At 73.0% G+C, this 20,100-nt stretch carries 18 protein-coding genes and 1 pseudogene; 10 read left to right on the top strand and 9 right to left on the bottom strand.

Annotated elements, in window-relative coordinates; translation table 11 throughout:
• Together ACQPWW_RS24990 and ACQPWW_RS24985 are read right to left on the bottom strand one after the other, a co-directional pair.
• The gene (locus ACQPWW_RS24990; RefSeq protein ID WP_355032706.1) at nucleotides 1-462 is read right to left on the bottom strand and encodes a hypothetical protein; all 462 of its coding nucleotides are present in this window, start codon (nucleotides 460-462) and stop codon (nucleotides 1-3) included.
• Between the two features lie 102 nt (nucleotides 463-564).
• Nucleotides 565-1,266 (bottom strand): YczE/YyaS/YitT family protein, encoded by a 702-nt coding sequence (locus tag ACQPWW_RS24985; RefSeq protein ID WP_433125929.1) that lies wholly within the window; start codon nucleotides 1,264-1,266, stop codon nucleotides 565-567.
• 59 nt (nucleotides 1,267-1,325) lie between these two features.
• On the opposite strand from ACQPWW_RS24985, the gene ACQPWW_RS24980 reads away from it, so the two are divergent.
• Nucleotides 1,326-2,783, top strand: coding sequence for a PLP-dependent aminotransferase family protein (locus tag ACQPWW_RS24980; protein ID WP_433125928.1), 1,458 nt, complete (start codon nucleotides 1,326-1,328; stop codon nucleotides 2,781-2,783).
• Nucleotides 2,784-2,846: 63 nt separating this feature from the next.
• On the opposite strand, the gene ACQPWW_RS24975 is transcribed toward ACQPWW_RS24980, so the two are convergent.
• The 3 genes from ACQPWW_RS24975 to ACQPWW_RS24965 form a co-directional block, all read right to left on the bottom strand.
• Nucleotides 2,847-4,673: an AMP-dependent synthetase/ligase gene (locus ACQPWW_RS24975; RefSeq protein ID WP_433125927.1), complete on the bottom strand. Its 1,827-nt coding sequence runs from the start codon at nucleotides 4,671-4,673 to the stop codon at nucleotides 2,847-2,849.
• 138 nt (nucleotides 4,674-4,811) lie between these two features.
• Entirely contained in the window at nucleotides 4,812-5,687 is an 876-nt protein-coding gene (locus ACQPWW_RS24970; RefSeq protein ID WP_433125926.1) for a terpene synthase family protein, read from the bottom strand.
• A 199-nt stretch (nucleotides 5,688-5,886) separates the two neighbouring features.
• Complete coding sequence (locus tag ACQPWW_RS24965; protein ID WP_433125924.1) at nucleotides 5,887-6,516, bottom strand: TIGR03085 family metal-binding protein; 630 nt, start codon at nucleotides 6,514-6,516, stop codon at nucleotides 5,887-5,889.
• A 173-nt stretch (nucleotides 6,517-6,689) separates the two neighbouring features.
• Here ACQPWW_RS24965 and ACQPWW_RS24960 point away from each other — a divergent pair, with 173 nt between their 5' ends.
• The 3 genes from ACQPWW_RS24960 (at nucleotide 6,690) to ACQPWW_RS24950 (ending at nucleotide 11,238) form a co-directional block, all read left to right on the top strand.
• Entirely contained in the window at nucleotides 6,690-8,573 is a 1,884-nt protein-coding gene (locus ACQPWW_RS24960; RefSeq protein ID WP_433125923.1) for an ABC transporter ATP-binding protein, read from the top strand.
• A 62-nt stretch (nucleotides 8,574-8,635) separates the two neighbouring features.
• Nucleotides 8,636-10,414 carry an ABC transporter ATP-binding protein gene (locus ACQPWW_RS24955; RefSeq protein WP_433125922.1) on the top strand — a complete coding sequence of 593 codons (1,779 nt, stop codon included), beginning with the start codon at nucleotides 8,636-8,638 and terminating at the stop codon, nucleotides 10,412-10,414.
• Between the two features lie 74 nt (nucleotides 10,415-10,488).
• Nucleotides 10,489-11,238, top strand: coding sequence for a DUF2470 domain-containing protein (locus ACQPWW_RS24950; protein WP_433125920.1), 750 nt, complete (start codon nucleotides 10,489-10,491; stop codon nucleotides 11,236-11,238).
• 34 nt (nucleotides 11,239-11,272) lie between these two features.
• Here the strand turns inward: ACQPWW_RS24950 and ACQPWW_RS24945 are convergent, their stop codons facing one another.
• The 3 genes from ACQPWW_RS24945 to ACQPWW_RS24935 form a co-directional block, all read right to left on the bottom strand.
• A complete protein-coding gene (locus ACQPWW_RS24945; protein WP_433125918.1) occupies nucleotides 11,273-11,869 on the bottom strand; it encodes a TetR family transcriptional regulator in 597 nt (198 codons plus the stop codon).
• 62 nt (nucleotides 11,870-11,931) lie between these two features.
• Entirely contained in the window at nucleotides 11,932-12,687 is a 756-nt protein-coding gene (locus ACQPWW_RS24940) for an ABC transporter permease (protein WP_433125917.1), read from the bottom strand.
• Nucleotides 12,684-13,439, bottom strand: coding sequence for an ABC transporter ATP-binding protein (locus ACQPWW_RS24935; RefSeq protein ID WP_433125915.1), 756 nt, complete (start codon nucleotides 13,437-13,439; stop codon nucleotides 12,684-12,686). Before ACQPWW_RS24935 ends, ACQPWW_RS24940 begins: the two co-directional genes overlap by 4 nt.
• Nucleotides 13,440-13,634: 195 nt before the next feature.
• On the opposite strand from ACQPWW_RS24935, the pseudogene ACQPWW_RS24930 reads away from it, so the two are divergent.
• From ACQPWW_RS24930 to ACQPWW_RS24915, 4 genes and pseudogenes are all read left to right on the top strand, one after another.
• A pseudogene (locus ACQPWW_RS24930) lies at nucleotides 13,635-14,273 on the top strand (phosphoribosyl-AMP cyclohydrolase); the annotation flags it as partial.
• 228 nt (nucleotides 14,274-14,501) lie between these two features.
• A complete protein-coding gene (gene hisI / locus ACQPWW_RS24925; RefSeq protein ID WP_433134546.1) occupies nucleotides 14,502-14,933 on the top strand; it encodes a phosphoribosyl-AMP cyclohydrolase in 432 nt (143 codons plus the stop codon).
• 58 nt (nucleotides 14,934-14,991) lie between these two features.
• Nucleotides 14,992-16,545 (top strand): anthranilate synthase component I, encoded by a 1,554-nt coding sequence (locus ACQPWW_RS24920; protein ID WP_433125913.1) that lies wholly within the window; start codon nucleotides 14,992-14,994, stop codon nucleotides 16,543-16,545.
• 114 nt (nucleotides 16,546-16,659) lie between these two features.
• Entirely contained in the window at nucleotides 16,660-17,247 is a 588-nt protein-coding gene (locus ACQPWW_RS24915) for a Trp biosynthesis-associated membrane protein (RefSeq protein WP_433125912.1), read from the top strand.
• A gap of 18 nt (nucleotides 17,248-17,265) precedes the next feature.
• Here ACQPWW_RS24915 and ACQPWW_RS24910 read toward each other — a convergent pair whose 3' ends face one another.
• The gene (locus tag ACQPWW_RS24910) at nucleotides 17,266-17,535 is read right to left on the bottom strand and encodes a hypothetical protein (protein WP_433125911.1); all 270 of its coding nucleotides are present in this window, start codon (nucleotides 17,533-17,535) and stop codon (nucleotides 17,266-17,268) included.
• Between the two features lie 487 nt (nucleotides 17,536-18,022).
• Here ACQPWW_RS24910 and trpC point away from each other — a divergent pair, with 487 nt between their 5' ends.
• Both trpC and trpB read left to right on the top strand, forming a co-directional pair.
• Entirely contained in the window at nucleotides 18,023-18,826 is an 804-nt protein-coding gene (gene trpC / locus ACQPWW_RS24905; RefSeq protein WP_355032734.1) for an indole-3-glycerol phosphate synthase TrpC, read from the top strand.
• 34 nt (nucleotides 18,827-18,860) lie between these two features.
• On the top strand, nucleotides 18,861-20,099 hold the full coding sequence (trpB, locus tag ACQPWW_RS24900; protein WP_433125909.1) for a tryptophan synthase subunit beta: 1,239 nt from the start codon (nucleotides 18,861-18,863) through the stop codon (nucleotides 20,097-20,099).
• Nucleotide 20,100: the final 1 nt, after the last annotated feature.

Raw genomic sequence — 20,100 nt, 5'->3', positions numbered from 1 at the left:
TCAGTGCCCGCCGGAGTGCCCCTCCGGTGACCGGCGGGGCGTGGGGATCGAGCGGACGGCGTATTCCTGGACGGCCGCCGCGTGGTCGGCCTCGTCCAGGCTCCAGTCGGCGCTGCCGGGCGCGTGTCGGCGGGTCAGCACGCCCTGCACGGTGTCCACCATTGTCGCCACACCCGCGCGCGGGCGGGTGCGCCAGAGCTGCTCACCCTCGGTGGTGATCCGGAACCAGCCGTCGGCGACGCTGACCAGCCCGGCCCCGACCAGCCGCTGCACCGCGGCCTCCACCTCGTGCCGCTGCGGAATCGCGTGGTTGAGGTGGTCGGCGGTGGAGAGCACGTCGGTCAGGCGGACGCCCTCCGGCCGTCGACTTGTCGCCGATCGACGGTGCCGGCCGGCTCCGCTCGCGATGACGAGCGACACGAAGATCCAGGCGTCCGTCCAGCGCCAACCGTTCTCCCCCATGCAGAGATGATGACGGCGCGCGTCGCGGAAGGGAACACCCACCCTCCCATCTGGTACGCCGCACCACCACGACGTACCGGTTCGCGGACGGTCGGTGAGGATTCAGCCGGCGGGGACGACCGGCGCGGCGCTGCCCGGCGTGGGCGCGGCGCCGTCCGGTGCGGCGTCGTCCGGTGCGGCGTCGTCCGGTGCGGCGTCGTCGGGCACCGCGAACATCGGGATGAAGAACTGGGCCAACGGACCGATGGCCAGCGCGTAGGCGACGGTGCCCAGACCGACTCTGCCGCCGAGCAGCCAGCCGAGCGCCAGCACGGTGACCTCGATGACGGTGCGCACCAGCCGGGTCGACAGGCGCGGCCGGCGGGCCACGACGCCGGTCATCAGCCCGTCTCGGGGGCCCGGACCCAGTCGGGCGCCGAGATAGAGGCCGGTGGCGGCACCGTTGGCGACGATCCCGGTGATCAGCAGCGCGATCCGGACGCCGAGCGGGCCACCGGTCGGCAGGAGGGCCAGCGTGGCGTCCACGACGAGGCCGACCACCACGACGTTGCTGACCGTGCCGAGGCCCGGCCGCTGTCGTAACGGAATCCAGAGCAGCAGCACCAGCGCGCCGACGGCGATGGTGACGGTGCCGAAGGAGAGGCCGGTCAGCTTGGACAGCCCCTGGTGGAACACGTCCCAGGGGTCGAGGCCGAGATCGGAGCGGACCATCAGGGCCATGCTGACGCCGTAGAGCGCGAGCCCGAGGTAGAGCTGGGCCAGTCGTCGGACCGGCCGCTGCCGCAGATTGCCAATCAGTGCCATGCGTGCCACTCTAGGTGCCAATTGTCGTCGCCGAAGAAGCCAATATCCGAGGAGTGGCCATGACTGGACAGGTGCGCGGCGTCCAATTGGCCCGACTGCTCGGTCAGTGGCACGCCCTGCCGGGTCGTCGGCGCAGTCCCGACTACGCCGCGTTGGCCGGCGCGGTGCGCGGTCTGCTCGCCGACGGCCGGTTGCCGCTGGGCGTCCGACTCCCGGCCGAACGGGAGCTGGCCGAGGCGCTGCGGATCAGCCGGACCACCGTCACCGCCGCGTACCGGCAGCTGCGGGAGACCGGGCACCTGGCCAGCCGCCGGGGCGCCGGCAGTTGGACGATGCTGCCCGGCAACCACCGGGTGGCCAGCACCGGCCTGTGGACGCCCCTCGACGACCGGGACATGCTCGACCTCGGCGTCGCCGCGCTGGCCGCCCCGCCGCACCTCCTGACGGCCGCCCGGGCGGCCACCGAGGACCTGCCCCGATACCTGGGCGGGGCCGGCTACCACCCGACCGGCATCATCGAGTTGCGCGAGGCGGTGGCCGACGCGTACACCGCTCGGGGTCTGCCGACCTCGGCCGACCAGGTCATGGTCACCAGCGGCACCCAGCACGCCCTGGACCTGGTGTTGCGACTCGCGCTGCCGCCCGGCGGCAACGCCCTGGTCGAGTCCCCGACCTACCCCAACGCGCTCGCCGCGCTGGCCGGCCGGCGAGCCCGGATCACCACCCACGGCCTGTCCGCCGACGCCGGTGGTTGGGACCCCGACCTGCTGCTGGGCAGCCTGCGGCAGACCCGGCCCAAGTTGGCCTACCTGATCCCGGAGTTCCAGAACCCGACGGGGCACCTGATGCCCGCCGCACTACGGGAGCGCGTGGTGGCCGCCGCCCACGCGGCCGGCACCGACCTGGTCATCGACGAGTCCTTCGTGGACCTCGCGCTGGACGGCACCGAGCTGCCACCCCCGGTCGCCGTCTACGACCGGCACAGTCGGGTGATCAGCATCGGCGGGATGAGCAAGCTCTACTGGGGTGGCCTGCGGATCGGCTGGGTGCGCGCCTCCGCGCCGCAGGTGCAGCGGCTGGCCGCCGTCCGGGTCGGGGTGGACATGGCCAGCCCGGTGCTGGACCAGCTGGTCGCGGTGCACCTGCTCGCCGACGCCGACGCCGTCGTCGCCGACCGCCGCGTCCAGTTGACCGGCCAGCGCGACGCCCTGCTCGGCGCGCTGGCGCACCGGCTGCCGGACTGGCGGGTCACCGTCCCGCGCGGTGGCGTGACGCTGTGGGCCGAGTTGGACGGCCCGGTCTCCAGCGCGCTGGCCCGGGCCGCCGAGGAGGTCGGCGTACGACTGGCGCCCGGCCCGCGGTTCGGCCTGGACGGCACCCTGGAGCGCTTCCTGCGGCTGCCGTTCACCCTGCCCGCCGCGGACCTGGTGGAGGCCGTCGGACGGATCGCGGCGGTCCGCTACGACCTGGACCGGGGCGGCCGACAGCGGTGGCGGGAGCCGGCCGTCATCGCCTGAGCCCGACCGACGACAGACCGGTGGCCCCCAGCCGGATGTGCGTGCGGGGCCACCGGCGACGTGTCAGAGCTCGGCGAGGCTGCCGGCGTACATCTTGTCGATCTCGCTCGCGAAGTTGGTCTCCACACCGCGCCGCTTGATCTTCAACGACGGGGTGATCTCGCCGTCCTCGATGGTGAGGTCGCGGGGCAGGATGGCCACCTTCTTGATCTGCTCCCAGCGGTTGAGCTTGGCGTTGAGCTGGGCGACGTACTCATCGACCATCGTCTGGGCCTCCGGCGAGGCGACGATCTCGGTGTAGCTGCGCCCCTCCAGCGGCCCGCCGGCGACCCAGCCCTTGATCGCGTCCGGATCCAGCGTGACGAGCATCGTGCAGAAGTTGCGGGCCTGGCCGACGACGACCGCCTGCGAGGTGTACGGGCAGATGGCCTTGAACATCCCCTCGATGTGCGACGGTGCGATGTACTTGCCGCCCGAGGTCTTGACCAGGTCCTTCTTGCGGTCGGTGATCTGGAGGTAGCCCTGCTCGTCGAGGGTGCCGATGTCACCGGTGCGGAAGAAGCCGTCCTCGGTGAACGCGGCGGCGGTCTCCTCCGGCAGGTTGTGGTAGCCGCGCATCACCGGGCGGCCGCGCAGCAGGATCTCCCCGTCGGTGTCGATCCGGCATTCCAGGTCACCCAACGGCCGGCCCACAGTGCCGATCTGCAACCCGCCCGGCGGGTTGCAGAAGTTGCCGGCGCTGGTCTCGGTCAGGCCGTAGCCCTCCGAGATCGGCAGGTTCGCCGCGGCGAAGAAGGTGGCGATCTCCGGACTGAGCGGAGCGGCGCCGGAGACCAGCACCCGCATCCGGCCGCCCAGGCGGGCCTGGAGCTTGCTGAACACCAACTTCTCGGCCAGCCCGTAGCGCAGCTTCAGCCCGGCCGGCACCGGCTTGCCGGCCTGTTCCAGGGCGACCTTCTGCTTGCCGACCCGGACGCCCCAGGCGAAGATCTTCGCCTTCGCGCCGCCGGCGCTCTGCGCGGTGGTCACCGCCCGGTTGTAGACCTTCTCGAACACCCGGGGGGCGCCGCACATCAGCGTCGGCCGGATCACCGACAGCATGTCGACAAGCTTGTCCACCCGCCCGTCGACGTAGGTGGGCAGCCCGACATGGGTGGCGCCGCAGAGCAGCGTCTTGCCGAACGAGTGCGACAGCGGCAGCCACAGGTACTGCAGGTCGTCGTCGCGGAGCAGCCCGGCCTCCGTCTGCGCCACGGCCTCCCAGCACCAGCCGCCGTGCAGCAGCTCCACACCCTTGGGTCGGCCGGTGGTGCCGGAGGTGTAGATCAGGGTGGCCAGGTGGTCGGGGCCGATGCCGGCGACGAGCATGTCGATCAGTTCCGGTTCGGTGGCCAGCGCGCGGGTGCCCCGCTCCTCCAGCTCGGCGAGCGTCAGTTGCGGGATCGCGGCGGCGGGGTCGACGGCGCCGTCGAGGAGCACCACGTGGGTCAGCGCGGGCAGGTCGGCGCCGGCGATCTTCGCCGCCTGGGCCGGGTTCTCCGCGAACAGCACCTTCGAGGCGGAGTCGGCGAGGATGTACGTCGCGTCCGCCGGCTCGGTGGTCGGGTAGATGGTGGTGGTCGCCCCACCGCCGCACATGATGCCGAAATCGACGATCACCCAGTCCAGCCGGGTGTTGGCGAGGATCGCGACCGGGTCCTCCTGGCCGATACCCAGGCCGTGCAGGCCGGCGGCGACCGCCTTGGCGCGCTGGCCGACCTGCTCCCAGGTCAGCCAGACCGGCCCGGAGTCGTCGGCGTTCGGGGACGCGAACGCGTGCCGGTCGGGGGTGGCCGCCACGCGCTTGAGGAACATGTCCGGGATGGAACGGTACGGTACATCGAGAGCCATCGCTGTAGCCGCCTTCGGGGGTGGTGGCGTGACGGTCGTCACGTCATGATGGTTACCGAAGAGTATTGCCTGGCGTGGTGCGTCGGCTAGCCCTGATGATCGTCCGGCCGGCCCACCCCACCGACCGGTACTGCCGAATCAGGCGTACCGGGCGGCCACGACTGACCAGTCGTAGGTGGCACGAACCCAGTTCCGTCGGGCGGCCAGCGCGTGGCGCATGCCGTCGTCCGCACTGGCCAGCAGCGCCTTCTCGACATCGAGGTACGCGGTCAGCCCCTGATTGAACCGGTCCGCCGCGGCCCGCAGCGCGTCCGCCTCGTCCGCGCCGCTGTCGCGGGCGAGCACCGTCACCAGGTTGTGCGCGTCCGGGTCCACCTGGCTCTCCTTGCCGTAGGAGAAGAGGTCGTTGCACCAGCAGACCAGGTCCACCGCCAGCAGGTCCAGGGTGACAAGCGCCGGATCGGCGCGCTGGGCCGGACCGAGTGGCTGGGCCGCCGCCAGGTCGGTCAGCGTGAGGCACGGGCGTACGCCGCCGATGTGTCGCCGTAGCTGCACGTACTCCGCCACCTCGGGTACCCGCCGACGCTCCCGGTTGGCCGCCTCCCAGAGCAACGCCAGCAGGTACTCCCGCATCTGACTGACGAACCGCAGCAGCAGGGCCGGGTGGTCGTGCAGCCGGGTGCGGCGGCACAGGTCGTGCAGCGCGTCACCGAGCGGCCCGACGGCGGGCGGCACGATGTCCGGGTCGCCGCATCGGTCCAGCACGTCGATCAGGGTGCTGATCGCCGGCCCCAGCCGAGCCGGGTCGGCGCCCAGGCCGTCCTCGTCGCAGGCGTCGTCCATGACGAAGAGCCAGCTGATCAGGTCGGTGAGCAGGCGCAGCCCGTCCAGCGAGCCCTCCGGGCAGGCACGGCCGGCCAGGCCGGCGGCGTCGGCCCGTTGTAGCCGGTGTACACGCTGGCTGGAATCGACCAGCCCGAACGCGCGCGCCCACTCGACGCTCTCGCTCGCCACCTGCTCCGTGGCCCCGTGGTGCCCCGCCGGGAAAGGGGGTTCCCACAGCGCCGAAATTGCGAAATTCCGCACAGTGCGCCCCCACTTCGTACCGCCCGGCGCGGAGCGGCGCGGTGAAGCGTACGGGAGGAGACATCAGTGTGCTTCGCTGGGTGTGGGGAACGCCACACTTGACGTGTGACCGCTTAAGCTCAGGGAGTCACATGCCCAGGTTGGCGACGCGCAGTCGACGCGCGCCCTCTGTCGTGCCGTCCAGCTGGACCCTCGCCACCCGCTGCCGGCCGGAGAGGAACAGGACCAGTTCGGCGGGGGCGCCGACCAACCGCAGCGGTTCCCCGCCCCGACCGACGGAGATCTCGCCGTGACCGGGTGCCTGCACGTAGAGGTCCGCCGGGAAACGACGCAGGGCCAGCCGAGCCAGCGGGGCGGCCCGCTTCCACAGGGCGCTCTGCAGGCCGGCGGGCAGGTCGCGCCGTTGCCACCCGGAGCCGGCCCGCCGCACGTCCTCGTGGTGGATGAAGAACTCCATCGTGTTGGCCAGCTCGTCGGTCAGGGGGTTGCTGACCGGGCTCCACAGCGGCGGCCGGCGCACCTGCGCCACCAGCTCCGGGTAGGGCCGCGCGGCGAGTCGGCGACGGACCCGTTCGGCGTAGCCGCGCAGCGGCGGCAGCAGGATCCCACCGGCCGCGTCCGGGCGGCGCTCCCGGAGCACCAGGTGCGCGGCGAGGTCACGGGTCGCCCACCCCTCGTTGATCGTCGGGGCGTCCGGCCCGAGGGCCAGCAGGAGATCGGCCAGCGCCTCGCGCTCGGCTCGGGCGTACCGCGGCATGGGCCGATCGTAGGCCCGGTCGCTCGACGGCGCCCGACACCGGTCTCCGGCTCGGCGCCTGCCGCTCGCCGCCATCCGGTACGTGACGGTCGACATATCCGGACCGGGTCGGCAGCGCTGGCCTGGACCGGTAAGGATGAGGGAGATAATTGCGGCTTACGGCGGGGGAAAGCGTGGCGAGCAAGACAAGTCGGGATGTGCTCAGCCGGGGGCTGGGGGTCCTGCGGCAGGCGATCCGCGAGCAGCCCAGGATCTTCACGGTCGCGGTTGTCGGCAGCGTCCTCTTCGGCGGGATGATCATCGTCAGCGCACGGGTCGTCGGGACGGTCATCGGTGAGGTGGCGCTGCCGGCCATCTCCCGCGGCGAGGTGGCCGCCGGGACCCTGGCGCTGGCCGCTGCCGCGTTGTTCGGCATCAGCGTGCTGCGGGTGGCGGGCATCTTCGGGCGTCGGCTCGGCGCCGGCTACATGCAGTATCGGCTCCAGGCCTCCTACCGTCGCCGGGTCACCCGGCGCTACCTGGAGCTGCCGCTGTCCTGGCACCACCGCAACTCGACAGGCACCCTGCTGTCCAACGCGAACTCCGACGTGGAGGCGGCCTGGTACCCGATCGCACCGCTGCCCTTCGCCGTCGGCACGCTGGTGATGCTCGTCGGCGCGATCGTGTCGCTCTTCGCCACCGACTGGGCGCTCGCCCTCGTCGGCCTCGCGGTCTTTCCCGCGCTGTTCGCGCTCAACGTCGTCTACTCCCGCCGGATGGCGCCCCGACAGGCCCGGGCGCAGCGCCTGCGCGCCGAGGTCAGCGGCATCGCCCACGAGAGCTTCGACGGCGCCCTGGTGGTCAAGACCATGGGCCGCGAGGCCCAGGAGACCGCCCGCTTCGCCGACCGCGCCGGCGAGCTGCGCGACTCGCTGATCGCCGTCGGTCGGCTGCGCGGCATCTTCGACCCGCTGTTGGAGACCCTGCCCAGCCTCGGCACCCTCGCCGTGCTGGTGGTCGGCGCGTTCCGGCTGCGCCAGGGCGCGATCAGCGTGACCGAGCTGGTCAGCGTGGCCTTCCTCTTCACCGTGCTGGCCTTCCCGGTGCGGGCCATCGGGTGGGTGCTGGCCGAGCTGCCGCGCAGCGTCGCCGGCTGGGACCGGGTCCGCCGGGTGCTCGACGCCACCGGCGAGATGCCGTACGGGCAGCGCGTGCTCGACCCGGCCAGCGCCGGCCCGGCCACCCTCACCTTCCGTGACGTGCACTTCTCCTACCCGCCGGCCGAGGCGCACCAGGTCGGCGCGCAGGTCCTCGGCGAGGTCGGCTTCACGGTGCCGGCCGGGCGGACGGTGGCCCTGGTCGGGCCCACCGGCGCCGGCAAGTCCACGATCGCCTCGCTGGCGGTGCGCCTCGTCGACCCAGACTCCGGCAGTGTCATCCTGGACGGGGTGGACGTGCGCGAGCTGACCGCCGCCTCGCTGACCGGCACTGTGGCGTTGGTCGCCCAGGTGCCGTTCGTCTTCGACGACACGGTCCGCGCGAACATCGCCCTCGACCGGCCGGGCATCGACGACGAGGCGGTCTGGGCGGCGCTGCGGCTGGCCGAGGCGGACGGGTTCGTCGCCGCCCTGCCCGACGGTCTGGACACCATGGTCGGCGAGCGGGGCACCTCGCTCTCCGGCGGGCAGCGGCAGCGGCTCACCCTGGCCCGCGCGCTGGCCGGCCGGCCGCGCCTGCTGGTGCTCGACGACGCGACAAGCGCCGTCGATCCGCGGGTCGAGGCGGCCATCCTGGCCGGGCTGCGGTCGTCGACGGCCGAGCCGGGGGCGCCTGTCGCGTCGATCCTGGTGGTGGCGTACCGCCGGGCCACCATCGCGCTCGCCGACGAGGTCATCTACGTGGAGCAGGGACGGGTGCTCGCCCGGGGCACGCACAGCGAGCTGCTGGCCACCGTGCCCGGCTACGTCGACCTGGTCACCGCGTACGAGCAGGCGGAGGTCGAGCGCGCGCAGGAGAGCGTGTACGACGACGAGGTCGCGCCGCTGCCCTCGGGCCTGGAGATCGAGGTGGACCGGTGAGTCCGAGCGCGAGGAGTGCGGCGAAGCGGAGCCCCGCGGTCGCGAACGAGAGGCGGGATCCGGTGACGACGACGGTGGACGGTGCCAAGCGGGAGGAGACGACCTGGCAGACCCTGCGCCGGGGGCTGGCGCTCTCACCGGAGCTGCGGACCGGCCTGGCCGGCACCCTGGCCCTGGCGTTGGTCTACATGGTCGGCCGGGTGGCCGTGCCGGTGGCCGTCCAGCAGGGTATCGACCGCGGCATCGTCGGTGGCCTGAATCTGGACGTGGTGTGGTCGGTGGTGGCGATCACCACGGCGATCCTGACGCTCACGACGGTCTGCGGCTACCTGATGATGCGCCGACTGTTCACGGTCAGTGAGACGGCGCTGGCCAACGTGCGGACGCGGGCGTTCCGGCACGTGCACGACCTGTCGATGTTGCACCAGCAGTCGGAGCGGCGCGGCTCGCTGGTCTCCCGGGTCACCAGCGACGTCGACCAGATCACCCAGTTCCTCCAGTGGGGCGGGGTGATCCTGCTTGTCAACCTCGGTCAGCTGGTGGTCACCACCGCCGTCATGCTCGCGTACTCCTGGCAGTTGACCCTTGTGGTGTTGGCCGCCTTCCTGCCGGCGGTGTTCGTGATCCGGCAGTTGCAACGCCGGCTGGGCTCGGCGTACGCGACGGTGCGGCAGCGCACCGGCACGCTGCTCGGCACGATCGGCGAGAGCGTGGTGGGCGCGCCGGTGATCCGGGCGTACGGGATCGCGGGGCGTACCGAGCGGCGGTTGGACGAGGCCATCGACGGGCAGCGGCTGGCGCAGCAGCGGGCGATCCGGATCAGCATCGTGGGCAGCTCGGTCGGCGAGTTGGCCGCCGGGCTCGCGCTGGCGGGTGTGGTGGTGCTCGGGGTGACGCTGGGCGTGGACGGCACGCTGTCGATCGGCCAGTTGACCGCGTTCCTGTTCCTGGTGACGCTGTTCATCCAGCCGGTGCAGATCGCCACCGAGGTGCTCAACGAGGCGCAGAACGCGATCGCCGGCTGGCGTCGGGTGCTGGACGTGCTGGACGTCGCCCCGGACGTTGCCGACCCGGGGGAGCAGGGGCGCAAGCTGCCGGCCGGGCCGCTGGACATCCGGTTCGCCGGTGTGCGGTTCGCCTACCCGGGTGGTCCGCCGGTGCTGCACGACATCGACCTGGAGATTCCGGCGAAGAGCCGGGTGGCGGTGGTCGGCGAGACGGGCAGCGGCAAGACCACCTTCGCCAAGTTGCTGACCCGGCTGATGGATCCTTCGGCGGGGGCGGTGCTGCTGTCCGGGGTGCCGTTGGCGGACGTGCGGTTCGACTCGCTGCGCTCCCGGGTGGTGATGGTGCCGCAGGACGGGTTCCTCTTCGACGCGACGGTGGGGGACAACGTCCGGTTCGCCCGGCCGGAGCTGACCGACGAGGAGCTGACGGTGGCCTTCACCGAGCTGGGCCTGTCGGACTGGTTGGAGGGTCTGCCGGCGGGTCTGGACACGCCGGTCGGCGAGCGCGGCGAGGCGCTCAGCGTCGGTGAGCGGCAGTTGGTGGCCCTGGCCCGCGCGTACGTTGCCGACCCGGACCTGTTGGTGCTCGACGAGGCGACGAGCGCTGTGGACCCGGCGACCGAGGTGCGCCTGCAACGCACCCTGGACGCGGTCACCAGGGGGCGGACCACCCTCGCGATCGCGCACCGGCTCTCCACGGCGCAGGCCGCCGACGAGGTGATCGTGGTGGACCGGGGCCGGGTGGTGCAGCGCGGCCCGCACGACGAGTTGGTCCGCGACGCCGACTCGGTCTACGGCCTGCTCTACGCCTCCTGGCTGGAGCAGACCCGGTGAGTGTGGTGGACGACGACGGGCGGGTGCTCTAGGCTCCGATTTAGGTAAGCCTAACCTCAGAAGGAGGTCGCGCCATGCGGCCCAACCCCGCCGAGATCGTCCGTACCCTTGTCGCCGGCCGCCTGCCCGGTCTCGTCCATCTCGCGTACCGGCCGAGCCCGCACCACGCCCGGCACGTCACCGACCCGGAGGGGCGGGTGCTGCTGCTGGTGCCGGTGGCCAGCGACCTGGCCGCCGCGCTGCGACCGGTCGCCGGGGACGGCGACGTCGCGGTGGTGCTCGACGTGCTCGACCTGCCACCGGCCGCCGGTGCGCCCGGTCTGGGTCGGGCCTGGGTCTCCGGCTGGGCGGGCGAGCTGCACGGCGACGAGGCCCGCCGCGCGGCGCTCGACTTCGCCGCGGTGGCGCCGACCGGCGACCTGCTCGACCTGGGCACCCGGTTCCGGTTGTTCCGCTTCGAGGTGGTCGAGGTCCGCTGGGAGCGCGCCGGCGCCGTGCACCGGATCGACCCGGGGGAGTACGCCGAGGCGGAGCCGGACCCGGTGCACCCGGTGGAGGCGCGGCTGCTCGTCGACCTCGCCGAGCGCCACGGTGACCAGGTGACCGCGTACCTGCGCCGGCAGCTCGGCCTGACCGAGCAGACCCTCGACGGGCCGCCCCGGGTGGTGCGCATCGACCGCTACGGGATGGTGGTCGCCCTCGGCCACCCCGGCGCCCGACGTCGGATCCGGTTGGCGTTCCCCGACCCGGTGGCCGACCCGGCCGACCTGCCGCGGCTGCTGCCGCCGTTGCGACTCCCCGCCGGCACCCGCCCACCGCGCTGACCGCGCCCTTCGCGGCGCCGGCCCCGGGGCCGCGTCAGGCCGGCAGCGGCCCGGTGAGGTAGCGCTGGATCGTCGGACCGACCGCGGCGACAAGGGTCTCCGGGGCCGCCGAGGCGACCGGCTCCAGGCGCACCACGTGCCGCATCATGGCCAGGCCGATCATCTGGGTGGCCACCAGGGAACCGCGCAACGGCAGCTGGGCCGGATCGACGTCGAGCTGCTCGAGCACCCGGCGCAGGACCTGGGTGGTGATGAACTCGCGCAACAGGCGAGCGGTCCACTCGTTGCTCACCGCGGAGCGCAGCAGCGCCTGCGCGGCGCCGCCGGCCGGGGAGTCCCAGATGCCGAGGAAGATGCGCACCATGCGCTCACCGACGGCGTCCCGGTCGCCGGCGAGCACCGTCGGCACCAGCTGACCGGGATCGAACGGAAAGTTCATCGCGGCCAGGAAGAGCTGGTCCTTGCTGCCGAAATAGTGGTGCACCAGCGCCGGGTCGACGCCCGCGGTGCTGGCGATGGCGCGGATCGAGGCGGAGTCGTAGCCACGCTCGGCGAACGCCGTGCGCGCCGCGTCGAGGATCGCCTCCCGGGTGTCCGGGTTGCCGGGTCGCCGGCCGGTCCGCCGCGTCATCGCCGCCCTTCGTTCGTCCACCTGGGCAGCCGTGGGCGGGTCCGCCCACGGCTGCCGAAGCCTCACCCGCTGCGCCGGCGCAGGGTGGCCGCCGCGAGCACCAGCGCCAGCACCACCGCGCCGAGCACCACCGCCACGTCCCGCCACATTGTGCCGGTCGGCTCGGCGTGGGCGCCGACCTCCTGCAACGCCTCGATGGCGTACGACAGGGGGAAGGCGTCACTGAGCGCCTGGAGCCAACCGGCCATCTCGTCGCGGGCCACGAACAGCCCGCAGAGCAGCAGTTGGGGGATCACCACGACTGGCAGGAACTGTACTGCCTGGAACTCGGTGCGCGCGAAGGCGCTGCACAGCAGCCCGAGGGCGACGCCGAGCACGGCGTCGACGACAGCGATCCCGATCACCAGCCCGATGCTGCCGGCGGTGTCCAGATCGAAGACCCAGTACGCCACGGCGGCGGCGACCGCTGCCTGCGCGGCGGCGGCCAGCCCGAACGCGATGCCGTAACCGAAGAGCAGGTCGAGCTTGCCCAGCGGCGTGGTGAGCAGCCGTTCCAGGGTGCCGGAGGTGCGTTCGCGGAGCATGGCGATGCTCGTCACCAGGAACATGATCACGAAGGGGAAGATGCCCAGCATCACCAGCGCGACCCGGTCGAACGTCGTCGGCTGCCCGGGTGGGGTCGGCTGGTCGGCGTACATGAAGTAGATCAGGGTGAGCAGGACGGCCGGCACCGCCACGAGCAGGGCGATGGTCCGCCGGTCGTGGCGGAGTTGACGCAGGATGCGGCCGGTGGTGGCCGCCAGGATCCGGGGGTTCATGACTGCTCCTGTCCGGCTCTGGTGGCGGTGCTTGTCGGACCGGCCTCGCCGGCCCGGATCAGGCGGAGGAACGCCTCGTCGAGGTCGTCCACACCGGCGGCGGCGCGGATGGCGTCCGGGCTGTCGTCGGCGATCAACCGCCCCTGGCGGATCAGCAGCAACCTGTCGCAGCGGGCCGCCTCGTCCATCACGTGGCTGGACACCAGCAGGGTGGTGCCCGCCGCGGCCATCGCGTGGAACCGGGCCCACAGGTCGGCCCGGAGCACCGGATCCTGACCGACTGTCGGCTCGTCGAGAATGACCAGCTCCGGCTCCCCGACCAGCGCGCAGGCCAGCGAGGCCCGGCTGCGTTGACCGCCGGAGAGGGTGGCGACCAGTTGGCCGGCGGCCTCGGCCAGCCCGACGTCGCTGATCGCCCGGTCGGCCTCGACCCGTCCGCGCCCGTACAGGGCCGCGAAGTAGCGGGCGTTCTCCCGCACTGTCAGGTCGGCGTAGACGCTCGGCGCCTGGGTCAGGTAGCCCACCTGGTGCCGCAACGCCGGGCTGCCCGCCGGCTGACCGAGCACGGTGACCGTCCCCCCGCTGACCACCTGCACCCCGACCACGGCGCGCATGAACGTGGTCTTGCCGCTGCCGCTGGGCCCGAGCAGCCCCGTGACGGCGCCGCGGGGGACCGCGCAACTGATGTGGTCCAGCACCCGCCGCCCGCCCCGGTCGACGACCAGGTCGCGGACGGCTATCGCGTCGTCCATCGTGCACCTCCGAAGAAACTCATCATCTGTTGAACTCAACGCTAGATGAAATACCGATCCGGGCGCAACGGCCGGGACCGGTGTCCGACTGTCCGCCGTCGCGGAGAGCATGAGAACGGGCAGTAGGCTCCGGACCGGACACCAAGTCCGCCAACGGGCATTGCGCGCCGATCGGGCGTACGGCACGATGGCGCGGTGGGTCACGCTCCGTTACCGGACAGCGGTTTTCTCGAAGACTGGGCCGCGCGGTTGCGGCAGGGCGCCGAGCGGCCGGTCGTCGGCATCCTGCTGCGCGGCAGCCACGCCCGCCGGGCCGCCACCGCGCACAGCGACGTCGACCTCGACGTGCTGGTCGGCGGCGAGCCATACGCCGCGCGACAGGCGTACCTTGACGAATCCGCAGGCCGGGTCACCCACGTCTCGGTCGCCGCCCGCGATGTCCGCTCCTGGGTGCACCGGCTCGGCGAACCGGCCGACTGGGCGTTCGGGCTGCCGGTCACCGCGCCGGCCCGGCTGCTCTGGGCCGACCCGCACTGGCGGCCCCGAATCGACCTGCCGGTGCTCTGCCAGCCCGCCGAGCCACCCCGACTCGAAGAGCTGATCGCCACGCTCGGTAAGGCAGCGGCCGCCCGGTCCGGCCACGACCGCCTCGGGGTCCGGCTCGCCGTCGCCGACCTGGCCCGCCTCTGTCCCTCGGTGCTGCGCCCGGCCAACCCGTCGGTACGGGTCCACTCCCGCCGGGCGGCCTTCGCGGCGGCCCTGGACCTGCCGGTGGCCCCACCGGGCTACCGGGCGGACATGATGCTCTGCCTCGGGCTGCGACCGGGCGCCACCGGCCAGCTGTGGGCCGCCGCCGTCCGGCTGGTCGCCGGCACCCTGCCGTTGATCCGGCCGTACGCCGAGGAGATCGCCGAGGCAGCCGGCGCGGACCTGGCCGCCGCCCTGGTCGACGGCCGGCTGGATCGTTACGTGGCCCAGTTGGCCCGGCCCGGCGGGCCCGCGCCGCAGCCCCGCCGGGAGCGGTCGCCGGTGCCCGCGCCACGTGCGGGACACTTGGACACTGTGTCCGTACCTGACTCGCCGGCGACCGGCGTCCCCAGCGATCCGAGCGGCCCGGTGGCATCCGGGCCGGCTCGCCCGTCCCGACTCGACGCGGCCATCGCGGCCCGGCTGCGCCGCACCGCCGACGGTCTGGTCGCCGCGGTGGTCCGCGCCCACGACTCCGGCGAGGTGCTGATGGTCGCCTGGATGGACGACGAGGCGCTGCACCGCACCCTCACCACCGGCCGGGCCACCTACTGGTCGCGCAGCCGACGCGAATACTGGGTCAAGGGGGCCACCTCCGGGCACCACCAGTACGTCCGCTCGGTCGCGCTGGACTGCGACGGGGATGCGCTGCTGGTCAGCGTGGACCAGGTCGGCGCCGCCTGCCACACCGGACACCGGACCTGCTTCTTCACCGAGTTGCCCGTCACCGCCCCGGAGGCACGGTGAGCGCGCGCGGCGCAGCCCGGCGCAGCCTCGCCGCCGCGAACGAAAGGCAGACCCAGTCATGACCGACGGCACCGTCAGCCCCGACCTGGGCACCTTCACCGAGCTGGCCGCCGACTGGCGGGTGGTGCCGGTGACCCGGCGGCTCCTGGCCGATGCGGAGACGCCGGTCGGGGTCTACCGGAAGCTGGCCGGTGGGCCCGGCACGTTCCTGCTGGAATCGGCCGAGCAGGGGGTCGGCTCGGCCGGCCTGGCCTGGTCGCGATACTCGTTCATCGGCGTCCGCAGCAGCGCCACCCTCGTCGAGCGGGACGGCGTGGCGACCTGGCTCGGCCAACCGCCGGCGGGGTTGCCCACCGAGGGTGACCCGGTGCGGGTGCTGCGGGAGACGGTGGCGGCGCTCGCCGGCCCGGTCGGGGACCCGTCCGACGGCCTGCCGCCGCTGACCGGGGGCATGGTCGGCTACCTCGGCTACGACCTGGTCCGCCGCTTCGAGCGGCTGCCCGAGCTGACCGACGACGACCTCGGCGTGCCGGAGCTGGGCATGATGCTCGCCACCGACCTGGTGGTGCTCGACCACTACGACGGCTCGGCGATCCTGGTCGCCAACGCGGTGCTGCCGCCGCTGGACGCCCCGGACCGCGCCCCGCAGGTCGCCGCCGCGTACCACCACGCGGTGGGCCGGCTGGACGCGATGACGACGGCGCTGTCGCGGCCCATCCCGCCGATGATCTCCACCGTCGAGCGTCCGCCGGCCGGGGAGGTGCTCTGCCGTACGCCCGACGGCGGCTACCCGAAGGCGGTGGAGGCCGCCAAGGAGGCGATCCGGGCCGGTGAGTGCTTCCAGATCGTGCTCTCCCAGCGCTTCGAGCGGCCGACGCACGCCGACCCGCTGGACGTCTACCGGGTGCTGCGCACCAGCAACCCCAGCCCGTACATGTACCTGCTGCGCTTCGACGGGTTCGACATCGTCGGCTCCTCCCCGGAGGCGCACCTGAAGGTCACCGGCGGCGCGGACGGGCGGCGACGCGCGTTGCTGCACCCGATCGCCGGCACCCGACCGCGCGGTGGCACCCCCGCCGCCGACGCCGTGCTCGCCGCCGAGTTGCTCGCCGACCCGAAGGAACGGGCCGAGCACGTGATGCTCGTCGACCTCGGCCGCAACGACCTGGGCCGGGTGTGTCAGCCCGGCAGCGTGGAGGTGCCCGAGTTCGCCACCATCGAGCGGTACAGCCACGTCATGCACATCGTCTCCACCGTCACCGGCACGTTGCGCGACGACCAGAGCGCGTTCGACGCGCTCGCCGCGACCTTCCCGGCCGGGACCCTGTCCGGCGCGCCGAAGGTGCGGGCCATGGAGATCATCGAGGAGTTGGAGCCGGTCCGCCGCGGCCTCTACGGCGGCACGGTGGGCTACTTCGGCTTCGGCGGCGACCTGGACATGGCCATCGCCATCCGGACCGCGCTCATCCGCGACGGCCGCGCCTACGTGCAGGCCGGAGCCGGGGTGGTGGCCGACTCGGACCCGGCCGCCGAGGACCAGGAGACGCGCAACAAGGCCGCCGCCGTGCTGGCGGCGATCGCCGCCGCCGAGACATTGCGGGCTGCTCGGTGAGCGCGAGGAGTGCAGCGCAGCGGAGCCCCGCAGTCGCGAACGAAAGGCCAGCTCGGTGAGCGCGAGGAGTGCAGCGCAGCGGAGCCCCGCCGTCGCGAACGAAAGGCCAGTTCGGTGAGGGACGGTGAGCGGTCCGCCGCCGTGGGTCGGCGCGAGTTGGCGTACGCCGTACTCCTCTGCCTGGTCGGCGCGGGCCTGGCGCTCTGGGCCGCGACGCGGACCTGGTCGGTCGAGCTGACCGTGCGCCCGGCGCCGCTGCCGCCGGTCCGCGACACCCGCAGCGGTGCCGGGCTGCTGCCCTGGCTGCCGGCATTGGCCCTTGTGACGTTGGCGGGCGGTGGCGCGGTGCTGGCTACCCGGGGCCGGCCGCGGCAGGTGCTCGGCGCGCTGCTCGGCGTGCTCGCGCTGGCAGTGGCGGCCGGCGGTGGGTACGGGCTGGTCGCCGACGGCGTGGTGAACCGGCAGTGGCCGGTGCTCTGCCTGCTCGGTGGCGTGCTGGCCGCCGCGGGCGGTCTGTGGACGGCGGTGCGCGGTGCCGGCTGGCCGGCGATGGGCGCCCGGTACGAACGGCCGACCCGCACCGCCCCCCGGGTCGCGCCCACGCCGACCGGCGCACCGGAGCCGCCCACGCCGATGGCCGGGCGGCGGACCACCGAGGCGTGGGACGCGCTGGATCGGGGTGAGGACCCGACGGCCGACTGACGCGACGGCCGGTGGGTGTCAGCCGACCGGCTGACGGTCCCGCTGTGGCCGGTGACTGGCGGCGCGGGCGGCGGTCAGCTCGGCCACCAGGCGGTTCAGTTCGGCGCGCTGGTCGGCGCGGGCCCGGTCGGCGCAGACCGCCTCCCAGGCGTTGCCACGCGCCGTACGCATCCGCCCCTCGCCCACGACGGCCCGCTCCACGGTGTGCACCACCCCGACGGCGAGCGACGCCACCGTCCGCGAGATGGTCGTCAGGCCGATGGTGTGCTGCGGCTCGGACATGCTCATGGTCACCTCGCACGAGGAGTTGCGACGGTCGGGGCAGGCGCGCCATCGAGTCTGCCCGAGGTCGATGCTGGCCGGCTGACGTTTCGCCGTCGTGACCGCCCGGTCAACTGTCCCGCCTCGGCCGTGACCAGGGACCGTCCGTTCGGCCTTGAGCTTGCTCACAACATCGACGTACGCCGTTGTCGTCGGGCGCCGACCCGCAACTGGTGGCATGATCGATGCAACGGCACGCTCCGAACGCGGCCACCAGGCTCCATACCGCGTGACGATTGTCGATACGGGAGGTGGCGCTGCGTGACATACCGTTCACGGCAAGTCGGCCATTATGCCGCAGCCCTTTTCGTGAGCAGCGCCATACCCCCGGCATTCGGCGTCGGTCGGCTGCCCCTAGCATCGGCCCATGACGCCCGGAGAGGGGAGTCCGTTGGTGACTGCTGAGCATGCGCACGCGGAGGGGGACGAGGCCGGTCAGGCAGCGTCCGTAAGCGTGCTCGACGAGATTCTGGCTGGCGTGCGCGAAGACGTCGCCCGTCGCCAGGAGCAGGTTCCGCTGGAGCGGATCCGTGAACTGGCAGCGGCGGCGCCGCCGCCGCTGGACGCGTACGCGGCGCTGCGTAAGCCCGGCGTGGCCGTGATCGCCGAGGTGAAGCGCTCGTCGCCGTCCAAGGGGCGGCTGGCCGAGATCGCCGATCCGGCCGACCTGGCGGTCGACTACGCCGCCGGTGGGGCGCGGGCGATCAGTGTGCTGACCGAGGGGCGCTGGTTCGGCGGCTCGCTTGACGACCTGGCGGCCGTCCGTGCCGCGGTCAGCGTGCCGGTGCTGCGCAAGGACTTCGTGGTCTCCAGCTACCAGGTGCACGAGGCGCGTGCGCACGGTGCCGACCTGGTGCTGTTGATCGTCGCCGCGCTGGAGCAGAACGTGCTGATGGGCCTGCTGGAGCGGATCGAGTCGCTGGGCATGACCGCGCTGGTCGAGGTGCACGACGAGGAAGAGGCCGACCGTGCGCTGGAGGCGGGCGCTCAGGTGATCGGGGTCAACGCCCGTGACCTGCGTACCCTGGAGGTCGACAGGTCGGTGTTCGAGCGGATCGCACCCGGCCTGCCCAGCAGCGTCGTCAAGATCGCCGAGTCCGGCGTTCGTGGTCCGCACGACCTGATCCGGTACGCCTCCGCGGGTGCTGACGCGGTCCTCGTGGGCGAGGGCCTGGTCACCCAGAAGAGCCCTCGCGAGGCGGTCGCCGAGCTGGTCAACGCGGGTAACCACCCGGCAACGCCCCGGCCGGTGCGCTGACCTCGCACCGGACGCCCCACCGAGAGGATTTCCGATGAGCGCCGACGCGCTGGCCCCGGTGGCCGGCCCGCAGCCCGACTCCGCCGGCCACTTCGGCCGCTTCGGCGGTCGGTTCGTTCCCGAGGCACTGGTGGCCGCGCTCGACGAGCTCGACGGGGCGTGGCGCACGGCGATGGCGGACGAGTCCTTCCAGGCCGAGTTCGGCGCGCTGCTGCGTGACTACGCGGGTACGCCGTCGCTGCTCTACGAGGCCCGGCGGTTCTCGGCGAAGCTCGGCGCGCGGGTGCTGCTCAAGCGCGAGGACCTCAACCACACCGGCGCACACAAGGTGCGCAACGTGCTCGGCCAGGCGCTGCTCACCAAGCGGATGGGCAAGACCCGGGTGATCGCCGAGACCGGCGCCGGCCAGCACGGCGTGGCCACCGCGACCGCCGCCGCCCTGTTCGACCTGGAGTGCGTGGTCTACATGGGCCAGGTCGACACCGAGCGGCAGGCGCTCAACGTGGCGCGGATGCGGATGCTCGGCGCCACTGTCGTTCCGGTCACCAACGGCTCGCGCACCCTCAAGGACGCGATGAACGAGGCGATGCGCGACTGGGTGGCAAACGTCGACGAGACGCACTACCTGATCGGCACCGCCGCCGGTCCGCACCCGTTCCCGGCGATGGTCCGCGACTTCGTCCGGGGCATCGGTGACGAGGCCCGTCAGCAGTGCCTCGATCTGACCGGCGCGCTGCCGGACGCGGTCACCGCCTGCGTCGGTGGCGGATCCAACGCACTGGGCATCTTCCACGCGTTCGTCGGTGACGAGGACGTGCGGCTGTACGGCTTCGAAGCCGGCGGCGACGGGCTGGCCACCGGCCGGCACGCGGCGAGCATCACCGGTGGGTCGGCCGGCGTCCTGCACGGCACCCGCACCTACGTGCTTCAGGACGCCGACGGGCAGACGCTGGAGTCGCACTCGATCTCCGCCGGCCTGGACTACCCGGGCGTCGGGCCCGAGCACGCCTGGCTGCACGACACCGGCCGGGCGAGTTACCTCCCGGTCACCGACGACGAGGCGATGGCCGCGTTCGAGCTGCTCTGCCGCACCGAGGGGATCATCCCGGCGATCGAGAGCGCCCACGCGCTCGCCGGCACCGTCGCGCTGGCCCCGAAGCTCGCCGCCGAGCTGGGCCGGGAGCCCACCATCGTGGTCAACCTCTCCGGGCGGGGCGACAAGGACGTGCACACCGCCGGCGACTACTTCGGCATCCTCGACAAGGAGCGGTGAC

The organism is Micromonospora sp. CA-240977 (assembly GCF_050942285.1).
In the GTDB taxonomy this organism is placed as follows: Bacteria; Actinomycetota; Actinomycetes; order Mycobacteriales; family Micromonosporaceae; genus Micromonospora.
Note: the sequence above shows the minus strand (reverse complement) of the source record. Positions and strands in the feature narration are given on the sequence as shown.